Consider the following 18,936-nt stretch of genomic DNA (forward strand, 5'->3'; position numbering starts at 1 on the left):
GGCCCCGCAGCCCGATGCGCTCCCCCGCCCCGAGGACCGCCCCGAGGACCGCGCCATGAAGGCCGCGATGCTCCTCGCCAGCATGTCGAGGGCCGGCGGCGGCCTCTTCACGGCGGCGAGCGCCCTGTCGCGGCACCTCGCCGAGGCCGGCGTCGCGGTCGAGGTCCTTGCCGGCGAGGACGAGTTCTCGCAGGCGGATCGCCCGGCCTGGGAGCCCGTGCCCGTCCGGACCTTCCGCCCCTCGGGACCGCGCGCCTTCGGCTACCTGCCCGGCCTTGCCGCCTGTCTCGACGCCGGGCCTCCCGATCTGGTCCACCTCCATGGCCTCTGGACCTACCCTTCGGCGGCGGCGCTGCGCTGGTCGCGCGGCCGCCGCCGCCGGGTCGTCTCGCCCCACGGGATGCTCGACCCCTGGGCCTTGCGGAACTCGGCCTGGAAGAAGCGCGTCGCCGGGTTCCTCTACGAGGGTGCCAACCTCCGGGGCGCGGCCTGCCTCCATGCGCTCTGCCAGCCCGAGCTGGAGGCGTTCCGGGCCCATGGCCTGACGGGACCGGCCGCGATCATCCCCAACGGCGTGGACCTGTCCCGCGCGGACGGGACCCATCCGCCGCCGCCCTGGGCGTCGCGGGTGCCGGACGGGGCGAAGCGCCTGCTCTACCTGGGGCGGCTGCATCCCAAGAAGGGGCTCCTGCCCCTCGTCCAGGGCTTCGGCCGCGCCGCCGCCCCGGCGCGGTCGGACTGGCATCTGGTGATCGCCGGCTGGGACCAGGGCGGCCACGCGGCCGAGCTGCGGGCCCAGGCCGCCGACCTCGGGCTGCAAGGGCGGGTGCACCTCGTCGGGCCGCAGTTCGGCGCGGACCAGAGGGCCACGCTGGCCGCCGCCGATGCCTTCGTGCTGCCCTCCCTCAGCGAGGGCCTGCCGATGGCCGTGCTGGAGGCCTGGGCCTTCGGGCGTCCGGTCGTCATGACGCCGGAGTGCAACCTGCCGGTCGGCTTCTCGGCCGGGGCCGCCCTGGAGACGCGCGCCGACGCGCGATCCCTGGCCGCCAGCCTCGATGCGCTCTTCTCCCTGTCCGACGCGGAGCGCGCAGCCATCGGCCGCCGGGGCCGCGCCCTGGTGGAGGAGCGATTCGACTGGCGAAGGGTGGCAGCGGACATGGCCGCCCTCTACGGCTGGGTCCTCGGCGGCGGCCCGGCCCCGGATTTCGTCGAACTCATCGGCAGGCAACGCGGTCCCTCCCATGCGGCTTGATCTTTACGACGCGAGCGGATTCCAGCGCGGCGCGCCCCGCTGGAAGGAGGCGCTCTGGCTCGTGCTCGACGGGGCGCTGGTGTCGTCCTGGCTGCCCGGCTCGGGCTGGCGGACGCGCCTCCTGCGGCTCTTCGGCGCCCGCATCGGCGCGGGCGTCGTCATCAAGCCGGGCGTCCACGTCAAGTTTCCCTGGCGGCTGGCCATCGGCGCGCATTGCTGGATCGGTGAACGGGTCTGGATCGACAACCTCGCGCCCGTCATCATCGGCGACCACGCCTGCCTTTCGCAGGGGGCCTATCTCTGCACCGGCAGCCACGACTGGTCGCGCGAACGGTTCGACCTCGTGACGACGCCCATCGCCATCGGCGACCACGCCTGGATCTGCGCCGGGGCGAGCCTCGCGCCCGGCGCGGTCCTGGAGGAAGGCGCCGTCCTCGGCATGGCGAGCCTCGGGCGCGGCCGGCTTCCCGCCTGGACCCTGTCCGCCGGCGTCCCGGCCCGGCCGGTGTCGCCGCGCGTCCGTCCGTCCGCGCGGCAGGCCGGCCCCTAGGCCGCGCTGGCTCCCAGGACGGCCGGAGGTGGGGCGGTCGCGGACGGGACGGCCGCCGCCGCGCGCCGCGCCGAGGCCGCGAAGACCAGCGAGGGATAGATCATCCACTCGCCCGCGCGCAGCCCGTACTGGAACAGCGAGATGAAGCCGAACAGGAACAGCATCAGCCCGATGAACTTGCGGAACAGGTTCGGCGTGGCGTCGTGGTAGCGGGCCATCGCGCCGAAGGCCACGTGGAACGCCCCGAAGACCACCGGGCCGAAGCCCAGCAGCTCCCCCATCCCGCCATAGGGCCGATACAGGTCCAGCCGCCACAGCATCGGGTCCACCGCGATGGGGTGCAGCGCGCCGGGGATCGGCGTGATGCTGTAGATCAGGTCCGCGAGGCCGAAGTCGAGCGGGATCTGCTCGTAGACGGTGAACAGGTGCAGGTAGGAGAACTCGAACAGGTAGGACAGGTTGATCTCCCGCCACTGCGAGGCGATGAGCGTCGCCGTGGTCAGGAAGGCGTCGAGCGACTTGTCGGCCTCGCCCCGCCCGGTCATGGTCAGCACGAAGAAGAACACCGCCACCGCCAGGAACAGCGCCGCCGGGCCGACGCGCCGGCGCGCGACGAAGTGGATGGCGATGACCGCCGGCGGCAGCACGCCCGACCGCGAGGCGTCCACCCAGGCGAACAGGAGCCCGATGGCCAGCGCGACCGCCGCGCTCGCCACGCCCAGGCGGCGCACCGAGAGGTTGTAGGCCGTCAGCAGCGCGGCGGCGAGCACCAGGAACTGCGACGCCTTGGAGGCCAGGATGCGCGCGATGTAGCCCGGCCGGTTCTCCTGCAGGACCTCCCAGTCGAGGGCCACCTTGACGATGCAGTAGGCGAGGATGCCCACCAGCACGAGGAAGGCCAGCTCGGACTTGCCGCGCAGCCGGACGCGGGCCCCGCCCAGCACGATCCGCCGCCGCCGGAGGCGCAGGCGGCCGGTCGAGGCCAGGGCGGCCAGCGCGTAGCCCGCCCAGAGCGTCAGGAGCTGCAACGCGGGAATCCACCAGTAGGACCAGACCGTGCCGCAGTCGAAGGCGGTGGCGTAGTTGAAGTCCACGTTGTCCAGCTTCTCGCAGACCGCGCGGACCGCGCGCAGGTAGCTCACGGCGATGTAGCCGCCGATGGCCCAGAACACGAGCTTCAGGTCCGCCCTCGATCCCACCCCTGCCCGCATCGTCCGTCCCCTGCCGACCGCAGGCCCTTAGCATGGGACAACCCCCCTGGCCACCGGTCCTCGCGGGTCTCCGGTCGGCCTGGGGCGCGCCGCCGCAGCCCGGATCGGGGGCGCGGCGGCGGCCGGGCGCGGCGGAGGTGCCGTCAGCGCGGCGCATCGCCGTAGCGCGGGTTGCGCTGGCTCAGGGGCACGATCCGGGCGAGGCCGTGGTCGAGGCCGTTCCCCCAGGTGAAGGTGAGCGTCAGCTCGGCGGCGTTCTCGGCCTGGGTCGCGCCGGTGTCGGCTGTGCCCCAGTGCGCCGACACGAGGTCGGCGTTGACCGTCTCCAGCGCGCCGAAGGGCCCGCCATGCAGCTTGGTCCAGGCGACGCGGTTGCGCTTGACCCCGCCGCCGTCGATGTAGCCGTTGACCGTCACCGCGTAGACCGAGGAGCCGGCCCCGTCGTAGCCCGAGGAGGTCCCCTGCAACTGGAGCAGGAAGCTGACCGGCGTGGAGAAGGTCAGGTCGAGCCGCCCCGTCCGCAACCGGAAGCTCGCCTTCTTGCGGCCCGCCGTGGCGGTGTCGCCGGTGTCGAGGAACCCGTCCTCCAGCAGCCCCCGGAAGGTCCAGGGGTCGGGGTTGCGGATGGCGCCGCGCAGGGACTCGGAGGCGATGCGGTAGCTCGACACCTCCCCGGCGAGGAACTGGGCGGCGCGGTAGGTGGCGTCGTCCATGTCGATCACGAAGCCCAGGGGCGGCTCGGCCGAGAGGGAGGGGGCGCGGCTCACCAGCCGGGAATCGGGGTTGCCCAGCGCGTGGATGGAGTTGCCGGCGAAGCGGATCAGGCCCGGATACTGGAGGAGGTGGACGATGCCCGCCTCGCCGCCGGCCTCGAAGGGCGACGGGTGGTAGCCGACGATGTGGTTGTCCACGATCGAGATCGCCGGGGCGGTGCTGAACGCGGCGAGGTCGCGCGGGTAGTCGCAGACCACCAGCGGCGGGTTCGATCCCTCGTTGCTCACGCGGTTGCCGGACAGGACGACGCCGCGCGCGCTGTCGAGCACGGTGCCGCCCGCGCCGTTGTCGGTGGTCAGATACACGTAGGCCCGGCCCGTGCCGCCGTCGCCCGCCGGGATGAACATGGAATCGCGGATCGAGATGAGCGAGTTGGCGTGGATGAGCCGGGTCGTCTCGGTCATGATGCCGAGCCAGCACCTCTCGATGTTGAGCTTGTCGGCGTAGCACCGCAGCAGTTGCCGGACGTGGTAGCGGAAGTCGCAGTCGAGCAGGCTGACCGTGGTCGAGCGGGAGTTGTCGTAGGTGCCGGTGTCGAGCCAGAGGTTCACCTCCTGCGCGCCGCAGCGCTCGAAGGTCCAGAGCGAGGAATCCTGGTTCGAGGTGGACAGCGCCAGCGCCGTCGCGAAGTTCTGCCACCAGATGCCCCGGCAGATGAGCCGGCGCACCTTGGTCCCCACCGCGAAGCCGTTGGCCCGCGTGCCCGCCCCGAAGAAGATCGCCCGGTCGTCGCAGACGAGCGCCAGCGTGCGGACCTCCACGAGGTTGAGGTCGATGGGGGCGTCGATCAGGTAGCGGCCGGGCGCGACCTCGATGGCCGGGTAGCCCTCCACGAGGTCGCCCGAGCCGGGGGTGGCGTGGCTGGTGCCCATCGACACGGCGGCCACCACCGCCTTCTGGAGCGCCGCGGCGGCCGAGGCCGTCCCGGTCGGGTCGGCCCCGAAGGCGAGGAGCGGCAGGTTGCCCCGCGCGTTGCGCTGGACGTAGAGCCGGACCCCGCCGGCGGTGGCGAGGTGGTGGTCGGTCGCCCCGGCGGGGGCCACGGCGTAGGCGAGGCCCTGGCGGGCCACGCGGATCGTGTCGCCCGCCGCCACGGCGCGCGGGCCCGCGCCATAGGCCAGGGTCGCGTCGGCGAGGAGCGCGGCGAGCGAGGGCAGCGTGCGCGCGGCCCGCAGCTCGGCCAGGGCGGCGTTGACGCGGGCCGAGAGGTCGGCGCCGGTGAAGGTGGGAAGCGGCAGGTCGGCGAGGGTCATGGTGCGTGTCGTCCTTTCGTCTGGCGGGTGGCGCGGTCCCGGCGGGCGGGGGTTCGCGATGTGGCCTCCAGGATGCCGGACGGGCGTTAACGGGGCCTGAGAGCAACGGGCGTTGCGTGACCCCCCCTTGGCGGGGCCGGGCCGGGGGCGGGCGGCGGGGGTGTCGCGCCCGCGCCGCGCCCAAGGATCGTTGGGCCTCGCGGCCTTTTCCTTCCCCCGGAAAGTTCCTACTGCGGCGTTAACCAGCCGCCCGCGCGGGGTGGCGAATCATCCGGCCCGCGCGGGGCGAACCGGCGGGCCGGGCCGTGACCCATGAAGGACCGTCCCGATGCTGATCTCCGTCGTCACCGCCGTCCTCGACCGCGCCGGCACGGTGGGCGACGCGGTGGAGAGCCTGCGCGCCCAGACCTGGGAGGACTGGGAGCACGTGGTGCAGGACGGCGGCTCGCGGGATGGGACGCTCGGGGTGATCGGGCGGCTGGCCGATCCCCGCACCCGGCTGGAGAGCCGCAGGGACGGCGGCATCTACCCGGCGCTGAACCGCGCCTTCGCCCGCGCCACGGGCGAGGTGGTGGGGCTCCTGCACTCGGACGATCTCTTCGCCGCGCCCGACGTGCTGGAGACGGTGGCCGCGGCCTTCGCCGACCCGGCGGTGGACGCGGTGTATGGCGACCTGCTGTATGTCGTCAGGGACGACCCGTCGCGGGTGGTCCGCACCTGGACCTCGCGCCCCTTCCACCGGAGGCTGCTGCGGCGGGGCTGGATGCCGGCGCATCCCACGCTGTTCCTGCGCCGCCGGGTGATCGAGGCGCACGGGGCCTTCGACACCAGCTTCCGCATCGCCGCCGACTACGACGCGGTGCTGCGCTGGTTCGGGCAGCCGGGGTTCCGGGCGGTCCACGTGCCGAAGGTGCTGGTGCGGATGCGCCTGGGCGGCGAGAGCAACCGGTCGGTGGAGCGGGTGCTGACCAAGAGCCGCGAGGACCTGCGGGCGCTGCGGCGCAACGGCGTGGGCGGCCTGGGGGCGCTGGCGCTGAAGAACGCGAGCAAGGTCGGGCAGTTCTTCTAGGCCGACAGGAAGCGCACCCCGCCCGGGTCCACCAGCGCGGCCGTCAGGCGGCCGGTGGCGTAGGCCCCGGTGTCGATGGCGATGCGGCCCGGCGCGACCTGCGGCTCGGGCACGACCTTGTGGCCGTGGACGATCCAGAGCCCGTCGCCGCGCGGCCGGTCGTAGCGGGGATGGCCCCAGACCAGCTCGTCGGACTGGTCCTCGGGCGGGAGGGCGGGGTCGGCCCCGGCGTGGGTGACGACGACGTTGCCGCTGCGCCAGAGGAGCGGGCGGTCGCGGAGCCAGGCGAGCGCCGCCTCACCCATGGCGGCGCGGAGCGCGTCGCGGGCGCGGGCCAGCGCGGCGGGGCCGGCGGTCGTCGGGGTGATGCCGCCGATCCCGTAGCTCGCGAGCATCTGGAGGCCGCCGTGGCGGAGCCAGCGGCCGGGCTTGCGCTCCTCGTCGTCGAGGAAGGCGAGCAGCATCGCCTCGTGGTTGCCGAGGAGGACCGTGATCTCGGGGCGCTGGCGCAGGCGGGCGATCACCCCCGCGCTGTCCTCCCCCCGGTCGATGAGGTCGCCGACGAGGATCACGGGGCGGCCGGGGTGGTCGCGGTCGAGGCGGTCGAAGAGACGGGCGAGGAGGTCGTCGCGGCCGTGCACGTCGCCGATGGCGGCGAAGGGCGCGTCGGGCGCGAGGGCGGCGTCGAAGGCGGCGGCGGGCGCCGGGCGGCGTCGCCCCGTCAGGAGGTCGAGAAGCCGTCGCATCGGGGTGTCCCCTGTCCGTGGTCGCGGGTGGCCTAGCACCGCCGCGCGCGGGGCCGCAAGGCGGGGCGCCATGGCCTTGCGGTTGACAGGCGCGGCGCGGGGGCGACCTTTGACGCCTGGGCGACGGGAGGAACGGGATGAGCGTGTTCGAGGGTGGCCGGTCGGCGGTGGTGACGGGGGCGGCCGGGGGCATCGGCCTCGCGGTGGCGCGGGCCTGCCTGGGGCGGGGGATGCGGGTGACGCTCGCCGACCGCGACGGGGAGCGGCTGGAGGCCGTGGCGGTGGCGCTGGCGTCCGAGGCGCCGGACCGGGTGGCGCAGGCGGTCTGCGACGTGGCCGACCCCGCGTCGGTGGAGCATCTGCGCGAGGTGGCGCTGGCGGCGCATGGGCCGGTGGACCTGCTGGTGAACAACGCAGGCATCGGGCGGGCGAGCAAGCCCTGGGGCGACCGCGCGGCCTGGGAGGCGACGCTGGGCGTGAACCTGTGGGGCGTGCTGAACGGGCTGGCGGTGTTCGTGCCGGGGATGATGGCCGGGGGGCGCGAGGGGGCGGTGGTCAACCTCGGCTCCAAGCAGGGGATCACCAACCCGCCGGGGAACGCCGCCTACAACGTGTCCAAGGCGGGCGTGAAGGCGGTGACGGAGCAGCTCGCCTGGGAGTTCCGGCAGGTGCCGGGCGGGCGGCTCTCGGCGCACCTGCTGGTGCCGGGGTTCACCTGGACGGGGATGACGGGGACCGGGGACCGGCCCGAAGGGGCCTGGACCGCCGATCAGGTGGCGGCGCGGATGATCGAGGGGGTGGAGGCCGGGGCCTTCTACATCATCTGCCCCGACAACGAGGTGGACTGGGCGACCGATCGCAGGCGGATCGCCTGGGGCGCGGGCGACCTGACCGAGGGGCGGCCGGCGCTGTCGCGGTGGCACCCCGACTGGGCCGAGGCGTTCGGGGCCTATCCCGGCCCCTAGCCGTGGGCGGGGGCGGGCTTGACCACCCGCAGCGCGGCGAGGATCAGCCAGCCGAGGGCGAATCCCACCACCGCCGCGCCCAGCGCGCGAAGGAACCAGTCCACCGCCGCCTCCAGGGGGCCGGTCAGGGCGGCGACGGCGTGGGCGGCGTCGTGGATGATCTCCTCGGGGGCGTGCCAGCCGAACTCGGCCAGCCCGTGGATCACGATGCCGCCGCCGACCCAGAGCATCGCCAGCGTGCCGACGACCGACAGGAGCTGGAGGACGCGCGGCATCCCCGCCACCAGCCCCCGCCCGAGGCCGCGCCCGAGCCCCGTGCGCGCGCCCCGCGCCAGCGCCGCGCCGGCGTCGTCGGCCTTCACGATCAGCGCCACCGCGCCGTAGACGACGACGGTGATCGCCACGCCGACCGAGGCCAGCACGATCGCGCGGGTGAGGAGGTCCGGCGCCTCGATGGTGGCGAGCGCGATGGCCATGATCTCGGCCGACAGGATCAGGTCGGTGCGGATCGCGCCCGAGATCTTCTCCTGCTCCAGCTCCTCGGGGGTGCGGGCGATGTGCTCCACCCGCTCGGCCGCGTGGTCCTCGTGCGGGGTGAGGAGGTGGAGGAGTTTCTCGGCCCCCTCGTAGCAGAGATAGGCGCCGCCCAGCATCAGGAGCGGCGTGATGAGCCAGGGCAGGAACGCCGACAGGAGCAGCGCGGCGGGCAGGAGGAGGATGAGCTTGTTCTTCAGCGACCCCAGCGCGATGCGCCAGATGATGTGCAGCTCGCGCTCGGCGGCGAAGCCCACGACGTAGCGGGGGGTCACGGCGGCGTCGTCGATGACCACGCCCGCCGCCTTGCCGCCGGCCTTGATCGTCTGCGCCGCCACGTCGTCGAGGCTGGCCGCCGCCACCTTGGCGATGGCCGCCACGTCGTCCAGAAGCGCGAACAGTCCCGAGGCCATGGTCGTCCTTTCCCTCACGCGTGGTCGAGGGAGACATAAGGCCCGCCTCGCTGCGCTTCCAGGGCGGAACGGAAAACGAGGCCCCGGTGGGGGCCTCGCCCGTGACGCCGCGCGCCTCGCTACTTCAGCTTGGGGTCGTGCGTGTGGTGGCTGTCGGTCTCGCCGCCGCCGCCGGACTTGCCGCTGCGGTGGTCGTCGGGGGCCTGGCCCGGCTTCTTGGGGTCGAGAGGGGCCTTGGCGTTCTCGTGGCTCGCGCCCGGGCCGCCCTGGCGGATGGTGTTGGGGTGCTTCTCGGAGGTGCTCATGTCACCTGTCCTGCTGGAGACCCTGGTGGGTCGTGTTCACCTTGCTGTTGCCCGCCTGCCCGATCTTGTCGGGGTTGGCCTTCTGCGGGTTGCCCACCGCGACGGCGGGATCGTCCGGGTGGGCGGCGGACACGGGGCCCTTGTCGCTCCGGTTGCCGGGGGGGATGGGGGGCATCTTGCTGGACATGGGGCCTCCTCAGGCGTCGGCTTCGCCGTCGTCGAGATCGGCGCGGCCGTCGGGCCGCTCCTCGTCCTCGACGCGGCGGTTGGCGGAATGGTCGCGATACTGGTCGGTCTGCACGGCCTTGCTGTCGAGCCCGCGCTGGTCCGAGTGCTGGGCCTTGTCGCGGTTCGACAGAATCATGTTGTCGGGGATGTCGGCGGTGTCGATGGTGGTCATCGCCCCGGTTCCGTCGCCCTTGCCCTGGGCTCCGGGTCCGAAGTGCTTGCGGCTTGCATGTGCCATGACGGCCTGTTCCTCCTTGGATCGCGCCGGATCGTCCTCCTCAACCCGTGGCGAGGGAGGGGGTTCCGGCCTGTCCTGGGGTCATCGGGGGCTTGTGGCGGTCGGGCGGGACGAAGGGGCCGGGTCGAGCGCGGCGTGATCCCCCCAGGCGCGGCAGCCCGGCGGGCAAGGACGGGCGCGTCGCCGCCGGCCCTCGTCCCCAAGGGCGCTGCCCATCAACTTGGCCCAAATACGCAAGCCGCCCGTTCCGCCCGCGCGCCCCGCTGGCCGGGGGGGCTCCGGCCCCGTCAGGGCCGCGCGCAGATCACGGAGCGGGTGAGGAAGCGCCGCTCCCGCCCGTTGTCGAGGGAGAACATCCCGCCCCGCCCCGGCACCACGTCGATGATGAGGTCGGTGTGCTTCCAGACCTCGTATTGCGACTCCGAGATGTAGACCGGCATCCCGCCGATCTCTCCCAGCCGCACGTCGCGGTCGCCGACGAGGAACTCGCCCACCGCGTAGCACATCGGGGACGATCCGTCGCAGCAGCCGCCCGACTGGTGGAACAGCACCGGGCCGTGCTCGGCCACGATCTCGGCCAGGAGGTCGAGCGCGGCGGGCGTGGCCGTCACCTTGTCGAGCGGGACGGGGTCGAGGGAAGCGGGAGTGAGGTCGTTCATGGCCGTCTCCTGTCACGGGACAGGGCGCGCGGGGGGATGCCCCGCGCGCCCGCGCCTTACCAGTCGTGCCCGATCAGAAGAAGCCGAGCTTCTTGGGCGAGTAGCTGACCAGCATGTTCTTGGTCTGCTGGTAGTGGGCCAGCATGTCGAGGTGGTTCTCGCGGCCGATCCCCGACTGCTTGTAGCCGCCGAAGGCCGCGTGGGCCGGGTAGGCGTGGTAGCAGTTGGTCCAGACGCGGCCGGCCTGGATGGCGCGGCCGAAGCGGTAGCAGGTGTTCGCCTCGCGCGACCAGACGCCCGCGCCCAGCCCGTAAAGGGTGTCGTTGGCGATGGAGAGCGCCTCGTCCTCGTCCTTGAAGGTCGTCACCGACACCACCGGCCCGAAGATCTCCTCCTGGAAGATCCGCATCTTGTTGGTGCCCTTGAACACGGTCGGCTTGACGTAGTAGCCGCCCGCGAGGTCGCCCTGGAGCATCGCCCGCTCGCCGCCCGTCAGCACCTCGGCGCCTTCCTGGCGGCCGATGTCCATGTAGGACAGGATCTTCTCGAGCTGCTCGGACGACGCCTGCGCGCCGATCATGGTGGAGGGGTCGAGCGGGTCACCCTGCACGATGGCCTCGACGCGACGGAGCGCCTTTTCCATGAACTGGTCGTAGATGCTCTCGTGGATCAGCGCGCGCGACGGGCAGGTGCAGACCTCGCCCTGGTTCAGCGCGAACATCACGAAGCCTTCGATCGCCTTGTCGAGGAAGTCGTCATCCTCGCGCGCCACGTCCTTGTGGAAGATGTTCGGGGACTTGCCGCCCAGTTCCAGCGTCACCGGGATGAGGTTCTGGCTGGCGTATTGCATGATGAGCCGGCCGGTCGAGGTCTCGCCGGTGAAGGCGATCTTGGCGATGCGGTTCGAGGACGCGAGCGGCTTGCCTGCCTCCAGCCCGAAGCCGTTGACGATGTTGAGCACGCCCGGCGGCAGCAGGTCGCCGATCAGCTCGGCCCAGAGCATGATCGAGGCGGGGGTCTGCTCGGCGGGCTTCATCACCACGCAGTTGCCGGCGGCGAGCGCCGGGGCGAGCTTCCAGGTCGCCATGAGCAGCGGGAAGTTCCACGGGATGATCTGGCCGACGACGCCCAGCGGCTCGTGGAAGTGGTAGGCGACGGTGTCGTTGTCGATCTCGGAGATGCCGCCCTCCTGCGCGCGGACGACGCCGGCGAAGTAGCGGAAGTGGTCGATGGCGAGAGGCAGGTCGGCGGCCATCGTCTCGCGGATGGGCTTGCCGTTGTCCCAGGTCTCGGCGGTGGCGAGGAGCTTGAGGTTCTCCTCCATGCGGTCGGCGATCTTGTTCAGGATCACGGCGCGCGTCGCGACCGAGGTCTTGCCCCAGGCGTCCTTGGCGGCATGGGCGGCGTCGAGCGCGGCCTCGATGTCGGTGGAGTCCGAGCGGGCGATCTCGCAGAGGACCTGGCCGGTGACGGGCGAGGTGTTCTCGAAGTAGCGGCCGGCGTTGGGGGCGACGAACTTGCCGCCGATGAAGTTGTCATAGCGCGTCTTGTAGGGCGACGACGCCACGCGGAAAAACTCGACCTTGTTCATGATCCTCTCCCTTGACCGCCTCCTCGCGGCCTTATGGGGGGGAAGATGCTCCTGCGGGGGGCCTCCGGTCAGCCCCGACGAAGGTCTTAGGCGGTTCGCCACCGACGGGCGCGCCCCTCGACGGGCTGGAGGAGGGCGTATTCCACCAGCAGCATGACGGCCACGAAGGCGGCCGAATAGGCCAGCACCGTCGCCACGTCGAAGAGCTGGAAATGCAGGTGGATCTGGAAGCCGACGCCGTTGGGGCGGCCCAGGAACTCCACCACGAGGACCAGCTTCCAGATGATCGCGAGGCCGTTCCGCGCGCTGGCGGCGAGGTAGGGGGCAAGCTGCGGGAGCAGGACGTGGCGGAGGCGCTGCCAGGGGGTCAGGCGGAACACCTTCGCCATGCCGGCCACGGCGGGGTCGAGGGCGCGGGCCCCCTCGCGCATCGTCACCAGCACCAGCGCGACCTTGTTGAAGGCGACCGCGCCGATGGCCGAGACCTCGTTCAGTCCGAACCAGATGTAGGCCAGCACGATCACCACCAGCGCGGGCAGGTTCAGCGCGATCACCACCCAGGCGTCGGCCCAGCGGTCGAGCCTTGGGCGCGTGCCCAGCAGCAGCCCCAGCGCGGCGCCCACGACCATGGCGAGGCCGAAGGCCCAGGCGACGCGGGTCAGCGTGGCGAGGACGTGGCGGAGGAGGTCGCCGCTTTGCGCCTCGGACCACAGGACATCGGCCACGCGCCAAGGGGTCGGCAGGCGCACCGGGTCCTGCGCCAGCGCGGCGGCGGCGGCCCAGATCGCCAGCATGGCAAGGAGCGACAATCCCAGCGCCGCGCGGTCCACCCTCGGCTTGGCCATGGCCCCCTCTCCTTTTCATGGCAGACTGCGGCCGGGGCCGGGTCGGGTCAACGGCCCCCCGACGGTCCCCCGTCGCGACCTAGGTCGTATGGGAGCGCGGGGGAAGCCCCGCCTATCCTGCGCCGATCATGGCCGCGCTGCTCCGAATCCTGCTGCTGCTCCTCGTCGCCACGGCGGCGCGCGGGGAGGTGCTGGGCCGCGAGGGGCTGGCGGGCTTCGTCCGCCCGCCGATGTCGGTGGGCGAGCCCTTGGGCGACGACGGCGTGTGGGAACTTTTGAACTCCGGCGGCGCGCTGGCGGGTTACGTGTTCCAGACCGAACCGCTCGCGCCGATCCCCGGATTCTCGGGCGCGCCCATCGACCTGTTCGTGGCGCTGGACCTGGAGGGGCGCTTCATCGACGTGAAGCTGATCGCCCACAACGAGCCGATCTTCGTCTCGGGCCTGGGCGAGGCGCCGCTGCGGGCCTTCCTCGACCAGTATCGCGGGCTGTCCATCGCCGAGCCGATGGTGGTGGGGACGCCCTACGGCGACGCGGGGACCGGGTCGGCGCTGACCTATCTCGACGGGGTGACGAAGGCGACGGCCTCGGTCCGCATCGCGCACGAGTCGATCCTGGCCGCCGCGCGGGAGGTGGCGCGGGAACGGATGCAGGGGATCGCGAGCGCCCCGCCCGCCGCGCCGGACCTTGCCCATCGCGAGGCGCTGGACTGGGATGCCTTGGTCGCGCAGGGGATCGCCTCGCGTAAGCGGGTGACGAACGCCGAAGTCGAGGCGGGCTTCGCCGGGACCAGATGGGCCGACGACGACCCGGAGGCGAAGGCCGACCCGGAGGGGGCGTATCTCGACCTCTGGATCGTGGACCTCGGCCCGCCGTCGATCCGCGACGCCGTGCTGGGCGAGGCGACGCTGGCGCGGCTGGCGCGACTGCTGGAGCTGTCCCCGACCGAGGAGCCGATCCTCGTCATCGACGCCGGGCGGCACGGGCTGGTGTCGCCGGACTTCGTGCGGAACACCGCGCCGGACCGGCTTTCGGCCACGCAGGACGGGCTGCCGCTGGCGCTGCGGGACGCGGACCTGTTGGTGGAGCTGAAGCCCGGCGTGCCCGAGGGGACGGCGATGATCCTGCGGACCGACCGGCGGCTGGGCTTCGACCCGTCGCGGCCCTGGGTCATGGAGGTCGAGGCCGTCCGCGAGCACGGGATGTTCCAGCCCGAAGTGGGCCGCGTCACGCTGGAAGCGCCCCACGCCACGCCCGAGCGGTTTTTTCTCCGCGAGGAGCCCGCCGCGCCCCCCTCGCCGCTGCGCGAGGCGGTGCGGGCGCGGGCGGGCGACCTGTGGGTGCTGGGCGGGCTGGTGGTGGGGCTGGCCGTCCTGATGGGGCCGCTGATGCACCGCGTCGCGCGACGGGGCTGGCTCTTGCCGGTGCGGCTGGGGGTGCTGGCCGTGGTGCTGGGCTTCGTCGGCTGGTGGGGCCAGGGGCAGCTCTCCATCGTGACCGTGCTGGGCGCGGTGCGGACGGCGTGGGAGGGGGGGAGCTGGGCCTTCCTGCTCTACGACCCCTTCGGGCTGGCGGTCTGGGTCGCGGCGCTGGTCGGGCTGGTGGTCTGGGGCCGGGCGCTGTTCTGCGGCTGGCTGTGTCCCTTCGGCGCGATGCAGGAGTTCGCACATCATGCCGGGCGGATGCTGCGTTTGCCGGAATGGGAGCCCTCGGCCCTCTGGGACCGCCGGCTGAAATGGGTGAAGTATGTCCTCCTCGCAGGCCTCGTGGCGGTGGTCTTCGTCGCCCCGGACCATGTGGACAAGGCGGCGGAGGTGGAGCCATTCAAGACCGCCATCACCACCGTCTTCGTCCGCGAATGGGTGTTCGTGGCCTATGCGGTGGGGCTACTGCTGCTCGGGATGGTGACGTTCAAGGGCTTCTGCCGCTACGCCTGCCCCCTGGGCGCGGTCATGGCCATCGGCGGGCTGGTCCGGGGCCGCGACTGGATCGCCCGGCGGGCGGAATGCGGCTCGCCTTGCCAGCTTTGCCGGGTGCGCTGCCGGTATGGAGCGATCGAGCCCTCGGGGAAGATCGACTATTCGGAGTGCTTCGGCTGCCTGGACTGCGTGCAGATCCTCGACGACCCCCGGCAATGCGTGCCGAAGGTGCTGGCCGCGAAGGCGGCGCTGCGGATGCCGCAGAAGGAGGCCGCATGAGGCGCCGCCGGTTCCTGTCCATCCTCGCCGCCGCGGCGCTGGCCCCCGGCCTGCCCCGCGCCCAGGAGTCGCGAATCGCGCTGGGGGCCGAGGCGCGCATGACCCTTTACGGCCCGCCCGCTGTCACCGCCCGCGCCCGCGGCCGCGCCTGGGAGGAGATCGTGCGGATCGAGCGGGTGTTCAGCCTCCACGACCCCGCCTCGGCGCTGGCGCGGCTCAACGCGGCGGGCCGGCTCGACGCGCCTCCGCCCGAGCTGCTGGAGGTGCTGGCGCTGGCCGCGCAGCTCCACACGGCGACGGGCGGGCGGTTCGACCCCACGGTGCAGCCGCTCTGGCTCGCCCATGCGGGCGGCGGCGACGTGGAGGCCGCGCGGCGGCTGGTCGGCTGGGACGGCGTGGCCGCGACCCCCGAGGCGGTGACGCTGCGGGCCGGCCAGGCGCTCACGCTCAACGGCATCGCGCAGGGCTACGCCACCGACCGCGTGACGGCGGTGCTGGCCGAGGAAGGGCTAACCCACGCGCTCGTCGAGATGGGCGAGTTCCGCGCCCTCTCCGGCCCGTTCCGCCTGGGGGTGGAGGACCCCGAGCACGGGCGGTTGGGTCAAGTGACGCTGGTGGACCGGGCCTGCGCCACGTCCTCGCCCGGCGCGATGACCCTGCCGGACGGCGCGGCGCATATCCTCGACCCGAGGGGGGCCGGCCCGGTCTGGTCCACCGTCACCGTCACCGCCCCCACGGCGGCGGTCGCGGACGGGCTCTCGACGGCGCTCTGCCTCACCCCGGCCGCCGAGGCGCGCGGCATCCTCGAACGGATGGACGCACGGGCCACGGCGGTGACGCCCGGCGGCGACCTGCTGACGCTCTGAAGCTTGGATCGGTCGCAGGCCGGGCTGAAGCCTGCCCTACGGAGATGCCCGTCCAAAAGAACGCCCCGGAGCAGAGGCTCCGGGGCGCGCAGGTGCCGGGTCCGGCAGGGAGGAAGGTCGTCGGCCCGGATTTCAGCGATCCGGCGGCGCGAAGGTCAGCCCGTGTTCTTCGAACAGCGCCGCCACCCGCCCGTCGGCCAGCGCGGCGGCGATGGCGTCGTCCACGGCATAGCCGAGGTCCCGGTGCGAGTGGTGCACCGCCACCCCCACCGTCCATTGCCCGACCGCCAGCCCGGCGAGAGACGGCTCGCCCACCGCGACGCCCTCGCCCGCCCCGTGCTCCAGCATGGCGCGCGGCCCCATGGCGGCCGACACCTCGCCCCGGTCCAGCGCCGCCATGGCGGCGGCCATCGTCGGATAGCGCCGGATATTGGCGTTGAGCTGCCCGCCCGCGAAGTTGGCGAGGTAGAAGTCGGCCAGGGTGTCGTTCTGCACCCCCACGAGGTCGAAGCGGAAGTAGGGCGGCGTCGGCGGCCCGTCGGGATAGGTCGCCTCGCGGTAGGCGACGGCGACCTTCTCCACGTAGGCCTGACCCGTGAACACCACCTGCTCCACCCGGCAGGCGAAGTCGGGGTTGTAGGGCACGTGCAGCATGACGTTCGCCACCACGTTCTCGCCCGCGCCCAGCGGCAGCCCCTGCCAGACGTTGTAGCGGAGGTCCGCCTCCAGGTTCTCCCCGGACTGGACGAAGCGGAAGCGCGGCTCCACCCCCAGCGCCTCGGCGACGATCCGGCCCAGGCCCACGTCGATGCCGCGCGGCTCGCCCCCCTCCTCCCAGGAATAGGGGGGAAGGTTCTCGTAGGCCGCGAACTCGATCCAGCCGCGCGCCACGATCTCGTCGAGGCCCAGCCCCACGAAGTCGCGGTCGCGGTTCTGCACCGGCTGGCTGGGCACCACCCCCTCGCAGCGCGCGAAACCCGCGCCGGGCAGCAGCGCCAGCACCCCGGCGAGGACGACCCGCCGCCTCACCTCAGTTCGCCACCGACAGCACGATGTCGATGAGCTGCGCGGCCTCGTGGAACTTCTCGGGGCTGCCGTCGATGACGCGTGCCGCGTGGGCCGCCGCGCTGTCGGCGACCGGGGCGCCCGACAGCGTCTCGAACCCGGCGTTGATCTCCAGCAGCTCGGCCTTCAGCGCCTCCACGTCCGCGCCCGCGGCGTCGGTCGCATAGCCCGCCAGCTTGTCGCGCATGGCGGTGAGCTGCGGCGCGGCCTCGACCACCTGCTGGTCGTCGGGCCGCGTCTCGATGTAGGAGCGGATCGCCCAGGCGGCCTTCTGGCCCAGGATCTCGCCGAAGGCGGGCATCTTGGTCACGCCGTTCTGCGTCATGCCGTGCTGGAAGCGCTCCGCGAACCACTCGTCGCCATACTCCTCGGCCTCCAGGAACCGCAGGTCGGGGGCAAGGCCGCCCGAGATCGCGCCCAGGCCGTGGCAGCGCGCGCAGTTCTGGTTGAAGCCGGAATCGCCGATCTGGATGGCGGCCTGGAACACCTCGGGCTCCATGCTCCGGTAGGGGTTCTCGGTCAGCCACTCCTCGCCGATGTCGGGCAGGGCGTCGGTGTTGACGGCCTGCGGGGCCACGTCGCCATGGCCCCAGGCCAGCGTGGCGACGGCGATCAGCCCGGCCGCGAGGGGCCAGCGGGCGCGGATGGTGGTCATGCGGGTCGTCCTCCTCGGGGGTGCCCTCTCGCGGGGCGCGGCGTCAGGGGCGAAGGTAAGGGACGGGTCAGCCCTCCTGCCATTCGACCTTGGTGGCAACGGGCCCCCCCGCGCGTCCGACCATGGTCGCGGTTCGCCCGCCCCCTCGGGCCGCTATCCTCGCCGTTCAAGGCCAAGGCCAGATCGGGGCCAAGGCCAAGGCCAAGGCCAAGGGAGGACGACCCATGCGACCCCATCCGCTCGCGGCCGCCCTGCTGGCCGCCCTCTGCGCCCTGCCGGCCGTGGCCGAGGAGTTGCCCGTGCCCATCGCCTACCTGCGCCAGCAGGTGGAGCGGCCGCCGGTGCTGTCCGAGCTGGACCCGATCCCCGCCGACGACGGCCTCGCCGGCGCGCGACTCGGCCGCGACGACAACGCCACCACGGGGGGGTTCCTCGGCCACGACTACCGCCTCGCGGTCGTGGACGTGCCCGTGGGCGGCGACTGGGAGGCCGCCGCGCGCGCGGCGCTGGCGGACTCGCGCCTCCTCGTCGTGGACGCGCCCGCCGACGCCCTCCTGCGCCTCGCCGATCTCCCCGAGGCCGGCGACGCCCTCCTCCTCAACGTGAGCGCCCCCGAGGACCGGCTCCGGGGCCCCGACTGCCGGGCCAACGTCCTCCACGCCCTGCCCTCGCTGGGGATGCGCGCCGACGCCCTGGCGCAGTTCCTGCAGGCGCGGCGCTGGACCGATGTCGCGCTGCTCGCCGGGCCGTTCCCCGAGGACCGGGCCTGGGCGCAGGCGCTCCGCGACGCCGCCACCAAGTTCGGGCTGTCCCTCACGGACGACCGCGACTGGACCCAGACCGGCGACCTCGGCCGCACCGCGCAGGGCGAGATCCCGATGCTGACGCAGGGCTTCGCCGCCCACGACGTGCTGCTGGTCGCCGACGAGGTGGGCGACTTCGGCCGCTACGTCCCCTTCAACACCTGGGAGCCGCGCCCGGTGGCGGGGTCCGAGGGGATCACGCCCGTCGCCTGGTCGCCGGTCATGGAGGACTGGGGCGCGAGCCAGCTCCAGGGCCGGTTCGAGGGCCTCGCGGATCGCCCGATGCGCCCCAAGGACTACGCCGCCTGGACGGCCGTCCGCGCGCTGGGCGAGGCGGTGACGCGCACCGGCTCGGCCGACCCGGCCAGCCTGCGCGCCTACCTCCTGTCGCCCGAGTTCGAGATGGACGGCTTCAAGGGCCGCCCGCTGTCGTTCCGCGACTGGGACGGGCAGCTTCGCCAGCCGATCCCGGTGACGCAGCCCCGCGCTATGATCGGCATGGCCCCCTTCGAGCCCTTCCTCCACGAATCGAACGAGCTGGACACGCTGGGGACCGACCGGCCCGAGAGCCGTTGCGCGGTTTTCGCAAGCCAATGATCCGGATGGGAAAAGGTGTTGATTTTCCGTTGCGCGCAACGCCCGTTGCTGTCGGGCTTCGTTAACCCTTTTCTGCGAACCTCGTCGTGCAAGCCCATCCCTGCCCAAAGGAGCGAAGA

The 18,936-nt window shown here is 73.0% G+C and carries 19 protein-coding genes; 7 read left to right on the top strand and 12 right to left on the bottom strand.

Going from position 1 to position 18,936, the window contains the following annotated elements:
- Positions 1-55: 55 nt before the first annotated feature.
- Together J2Z33_RS03380 and J2Z33_RS03385 are read left to right on the top strand one after the other, a co-directional pair.
- Positions 56-1,252, top strand: a complete 1,197-nt coding sequence (locus tag J2Z33_RS03380) for a glycosyltransferase (RefSeq protein WP_209837899.1) — start codon at positions 56-58, stop codon at positions 1,250-1,252.
- A complete protein-coding gene (locus J2Z33_RS03385; RefSeq protein ID WP_209837901.1) occupies positions 1,242-1,802 on the top strand; it encodes a WcaF family extracellular polysaccharide biosynthesis acetyltransferase in 561 nt (186 codons plus the stop codon). Before J2Z33_RS03380 ends, J2Z33_RS03385 begins: the two co-directional genes overlap by 11 nt.
- Here J2Z33_RS03385 and J2Z33_RS03390 read toward each other — a convergent pair.
- Both J2Z33_RS03390 and J2Z33_RS03395 read right to left on the bottom strand, forming a co-directional pair.
- The gene (locus J2Z33_RS03390) at positions 1,799-3,013 is read right to left on the bottom strand and encodes a hypothetical protein (protein WP_209837903.1); all 1,215 of its coding nucleotides are present in this window, start codon (positions 3,011-3,013) and stop codon (positions 1,799-1,801) included. The two genes, J2Z33_RS03385 and J2Z33_RS03390, sit on opposite strands and share 4 nt — an antisense overlap.
- Before the next feature lie 143 nt (positions 3,014-3,156).
- Entirely contained in the window at positions 3,157-5,040 is a 1,884-nt protein-coding gene (locus tag J2Z33_RS03395; RefSeq protein WP_209837905.1) for a hypothetical protein, read from the bottom strand.
- Positions 5,041-5,368: 328 nt separating this feature from the next.
- Here J2Z33_RS03395 and J2Z33_RS03400 point away from each other — a divergent pair, with 328 nt between their 5' ends.
- The gene (locus tag J2Z33_RS03400; RefSeq protein WP_209837907.1) at positions 5,369-6,109 is read left to right on the top strand and encodes a glycosyltransferase family 2 protein; all 741 of its coding nucleotides are present in this window, start codon (positions 5,369-5,371) and stop codon (positions 6,107-6,109) included.
- Here the strand turns inward: J2Z33_RS03400 and J2Z33_RS03405 are convergent.
- Entirely contained in the window at positions 6,106-6,855 is a 750-nt protein-coding gene (locus J2Z33_RS03405; RefSeq protein WP_209837909.1) for a metallophosphoesterase, read from the bottom strand. The genes J2Z33_RS03400 and J2Z33_RS03405 overlap by 4 nt on opposite strands.
- A 137-nt stretch (positions 6,856-6,992) precedes the next feature.
- Here J2Z33_RS03405 and J2Z33_RS03410 point away from each other — a divergent pair, with 137 nt between their 5' ends.
- Positions 6,993-7,820 carry an SDR family NAD(P)-dependent oxidoreductase gene (locus tag J2Z33_RS03410; protein WP_209837912.1) on the top strand — a complete coding sequence of 276 codons (828 nt, stop codon included), beginning with the start codon at positions 6,993-6,995 and terminating at the stop codon, positions 7,818-7,820.
- On the opposite strand, the gene J2Z33_RS03415 is transcribed toward J2Z33_RS03410, so the two are convergent.
- From J2Z33_RS03415 to J2Z33_RS03445, 7 genes are all read right to left on the bottom strand, one after another.
- Positions 7,817-8,767, bottom strand: a complete 951-nt coding sequence (locus tag J2Z33_RS03415) for a DUF808 domain-containing protein (RefSeq protein ID WP_209837914.1) — start codon at positions 8,765-8,767, stop codon at positions 7,817-7,819. The two genes, J2Z33_RS03410 and J2Z33_RS03415, sit on opposite strands and share 4 nt — an antisense overlap.
- 119 nt (positions 8,768-8,886) lie before the next feature.
- Positions 8,887-9,072: a hypothetical protein gene (locus J2Z33_RS03420; protein WP_209837915.1), complete on the bottom strand. Its 186-nt coding sequence runs from the start codon at positions 9,070-9,072 to the stop codon at positions 8,887-8,889.
- Between the two features lies 1 nt (position 9,073).
- Positions 9,074-9,259 carry a hypothetical protein gene (locus J2Z33_RS03425; RefSeq protein WP_209837917.1) on the bottom strand — a complete coding sequence of 62 codons (186 nt, stop codon included), beginning with the start codon at positions 9,257-9,259 and terminating at the stop codon, positions 9,074-9,076.
- Between the two features lie 9 nt (positions 9,260-9,268).
- Entirely contained in the window at positions 9,269-9,538 is a 270-nt protein-coding gene (locus J2Z33_RS03430; RefSeq protein ID WP_209837919.1) for a hypothetical protein, read from the bottom strand.
- A gap of 287 nt (positions 9,539-9,825) precedes the next feature.
- Positions 9,826-10,197: a DUF779 domain-containing protein gene (locus J2Z33_RS03435; protein WP_209837921.1), complete on the bottom strand. Its 372-nt coding sequence runs from the start codon at positions 10,195-10,197 to the stop codon at positions 9,826-9,828.
- A gap of 73 nt (positions 10,198-10,270) precedes the next feature.
- The gene (adh, locus tag J2Z33_RS03440) at positions 10,271-11,788 is read right to left on the bottom strand and encodes an aldehyde dehydrogenase (RefSeq protein WP_209837923.1); all 1,518 of its coding nucleotides are present in this window, start codon (positions 11,786-11,788) and stop codon (positions 10,271-10,273) included.
- Between the two features lie 86 nt (positions 11,789-11,874).
- On the bottom strand, positions 11,875-12,633 hold the full coding sequence (locus tag J2Z33_RS03445) for an ABC transporter permease (protein ID WP_209837925.1): 759 nt from the start codon (positions 12,631-12,633) through the stop codon (positions 11,875-11,877).
- 128 nt (positions 12,634-12,761) lie between these two features.
- On the opposite strand from J2Z33_RS03445, the gene J2Z33_RS03450 reads away from it, so the two are divergent.
- Together J2Z33_RS03450 and J2Z33_RS03455 are read left to right on the top strand one after the other, a co-directional pair.
- A complete protein-coding gene (locus tag J2Z33_RS03450) occupies positions 12,762-14,831 on the top strand; it encodes a 4Fe-4S binding protein (RefSeq protein WP_209837927.1) in 2,070 nt (689 codons plus the stop codon).
- On the top strand, positions 14,828-15,697 hold the full coding sequence (locus tag J2Z33_RS03455) for an FAD:protein FMN transferase (RefSeq protein WP_209837929.1): 870 nt from the start codon (positions 14,828-14,830) through the stop codon (positions 15,695-15,697). Before J2Z33_RS03450 ends, J2Z33_RS03455 begins: the two co-directional genes overlap by 4 nt.
- A gap of 132 nt (positions 15,698-15,829) precedes the next feature.
- On the opposite strand, the gene J2Z33_RS03460 is transcribed toward J2Z33_RS03455, so the two are convergent.
- Both J2Z33_RS03460 and pedF read right to left on the bottom strand, forming a co-directional pair.
- Positions 15,830-16,726 (bottom strand): substrate-binding periplasmic protein, encoded by an 897-nt coding sequence (locus J2Z33_RS03460; protein ID WP_342454117.1) that lies wholly within the window; start codon positions 16,724-16,726, stop codon positions 15,830-15,832.
- A gap of 1 nt (position 16,727) precedes the next feature.
- Positions 16,728-17,417 carry a cytochrome c-550 PedF gene (gene pedF, locus J2Z33_RS03465; RefSeq protein WP_209837931.1) on the bottom strand — a complete coding sequence of 230 codons (690 nt, stop codon included), beginning with the start codon at positions 17,415-17,417 and terminating at the stop codon, positions 16,728-16,730.
- A gap of 224 nt (positions 17,418-17,641) precedes the next feature.
- Here pedF and J2Z33_RS03470 point away from each other — a divergent pair, with 224 nt between their 5' ends.
- Positions 17,642-18,817 (top strand): ABC transporter substrate-binding protein, encoded by a 1,176-nt coding sequence (locus J2Z33_RS03470; protein ID WP_209837933.1) that lies wholly within the window; start codon positions 17,642-17,644, stop codon positions 18,815-18,817.
- Positions 18,818-18,936 lie beyond the last annotated feature (119 nt).

The organism is Rubellimicrobium aerolatum, assembly GCF_017872975.1.
Classification (GTDB): Bacteria; Pseudomonadota; Alphaproteobacteria; order Rhodobacterales; family Rhodobacteraceae; genus Rubellimicrobium; species Rubellimicrobium aerolatum.

Coding starts and splice junctions, on each gene's coding strand:
- J2Z33_RS03380 (WP_209837899.1), top strand. CDS start 56: ATGAAGGCCGCGATGCTCCTCGCCAGCATGTCGAGGGCCGGCGGCGGC.
- J2Z33_RS03385 (WP_209837901.1), top strand. CDS start 1,242: ATGCGGCTTGATCTTTACGACGCGAGCGGATTCCAGCGCGGCGCGCCC.
- J2Z33_RS03390 (WP_209837903.1), bottom strand. CDS start 3,013: ATGCGGGCAGGGGTGGGATCGAGGGCGGACCTGAAGCTCGTGTTCTGG.
- J2Z33_RS03395 (WP_209837905.1), bottom strand. CDS start 5,040: ATGACCCTCGCCGACCTGCCGCTTCCCACCTTCACCGGCGCCGACCTC.
- J2Z33_RS03400 (WP_209837907.1), top strand. CDS start 5,369: ATGCTGATCTCCGTCGTCACCGCCGTCCTCGACCGCGCCGGCACGGTG.
- J2Z33_RS03405 (WP_209837909.1), bottom strand. CDS start 6,855: ATGCGACGGCTTCTCGACCTCCTGACGGGGCGACGCCGCCCGGCGCCC.
- J2Z33_RS03410 (WP_209837912.1), top strand. CDS start 6,993: ATGAGCGTGTTCGAGGGTGGCCGGTCGGCGGTGGTGACGGGGGCGGCC.
- J2Z33_RS03415 (WP_209837914.1), bottom strand. CDS start 8,767: ATGGCCTCGGGACTGTTCGCGCTTCTGGACGACGTGGCGGCCATCGCC.
- J2Z33_RS03420 (WP_209837915.1), bottom strand. CDS start 9,072: ATGAGCACCTCCGAGAAGCACCCCAACACCATCCGCCAGGGCGGCCCG.
- J2Z33_RS03425 (WP_209837917.1), bottom strand. CDS start 9,259: ATGTCCAGCAAGATGCCCCCCATCCCCCCCGGCAACCGGAGCGACAAG.
- J2Z33_RS03430 (WP_209837919.1), bottom strand. CDS start 9,538: ATGGCACATGCAAGCCGCAAGCACTTCGGACCCGGAGCCCAGGGCAAG.
- J2Z33_RS03435 (WP_209837921.1), bottom strand. CDS start 10,197: ATGAACGACCTCACTCCCGCTTCCCTCGACCCCGTCCCGCTCGACAAG.
- adh (WP_209837923.1), bottom strand. CDS start 11,788: ATGAACAAGGTCGAGTTTTTCCGCGTGGCGTCGTCGCCCTACAAGACG.
- J2Z33_RS03445 (WP_209837925.1), bottom strand. CDS start 12,633: ATGGCCAAGCCGAGGGTGGACCGCGCGGCGCTGGGATTGTCGCTCCTT.
- J2Z33_RS03450 (WP_209837927.1), top strand. CDS start 12,762: ATGGCCGCGCTGCTCCGAATCCTGCTGCTGCTCCTCGTCGCCACGGCG.
- J2Z33_RS03455 (WP_209837929.1), top strand. CDS start 14,828: ATGAGGCGCCGCCGGTTCCTGTCCATCCTCGCCGCCGCGGCGCTGGCC.
- pedF (WP_209837931.1), bottom strand. CDS start 17,417: ATGACCACCATCCGCGCCCGCTGGCCCCTCGCGGCCGGGCTGATCGCC.
- J2Z33_RS03470 (WP_209837933.1), top strand. CDS start 17,642: ATGCGACCCCATCCGCTCGCGGCCGCCCTGCTGGCCGCCCTCTGCGCC.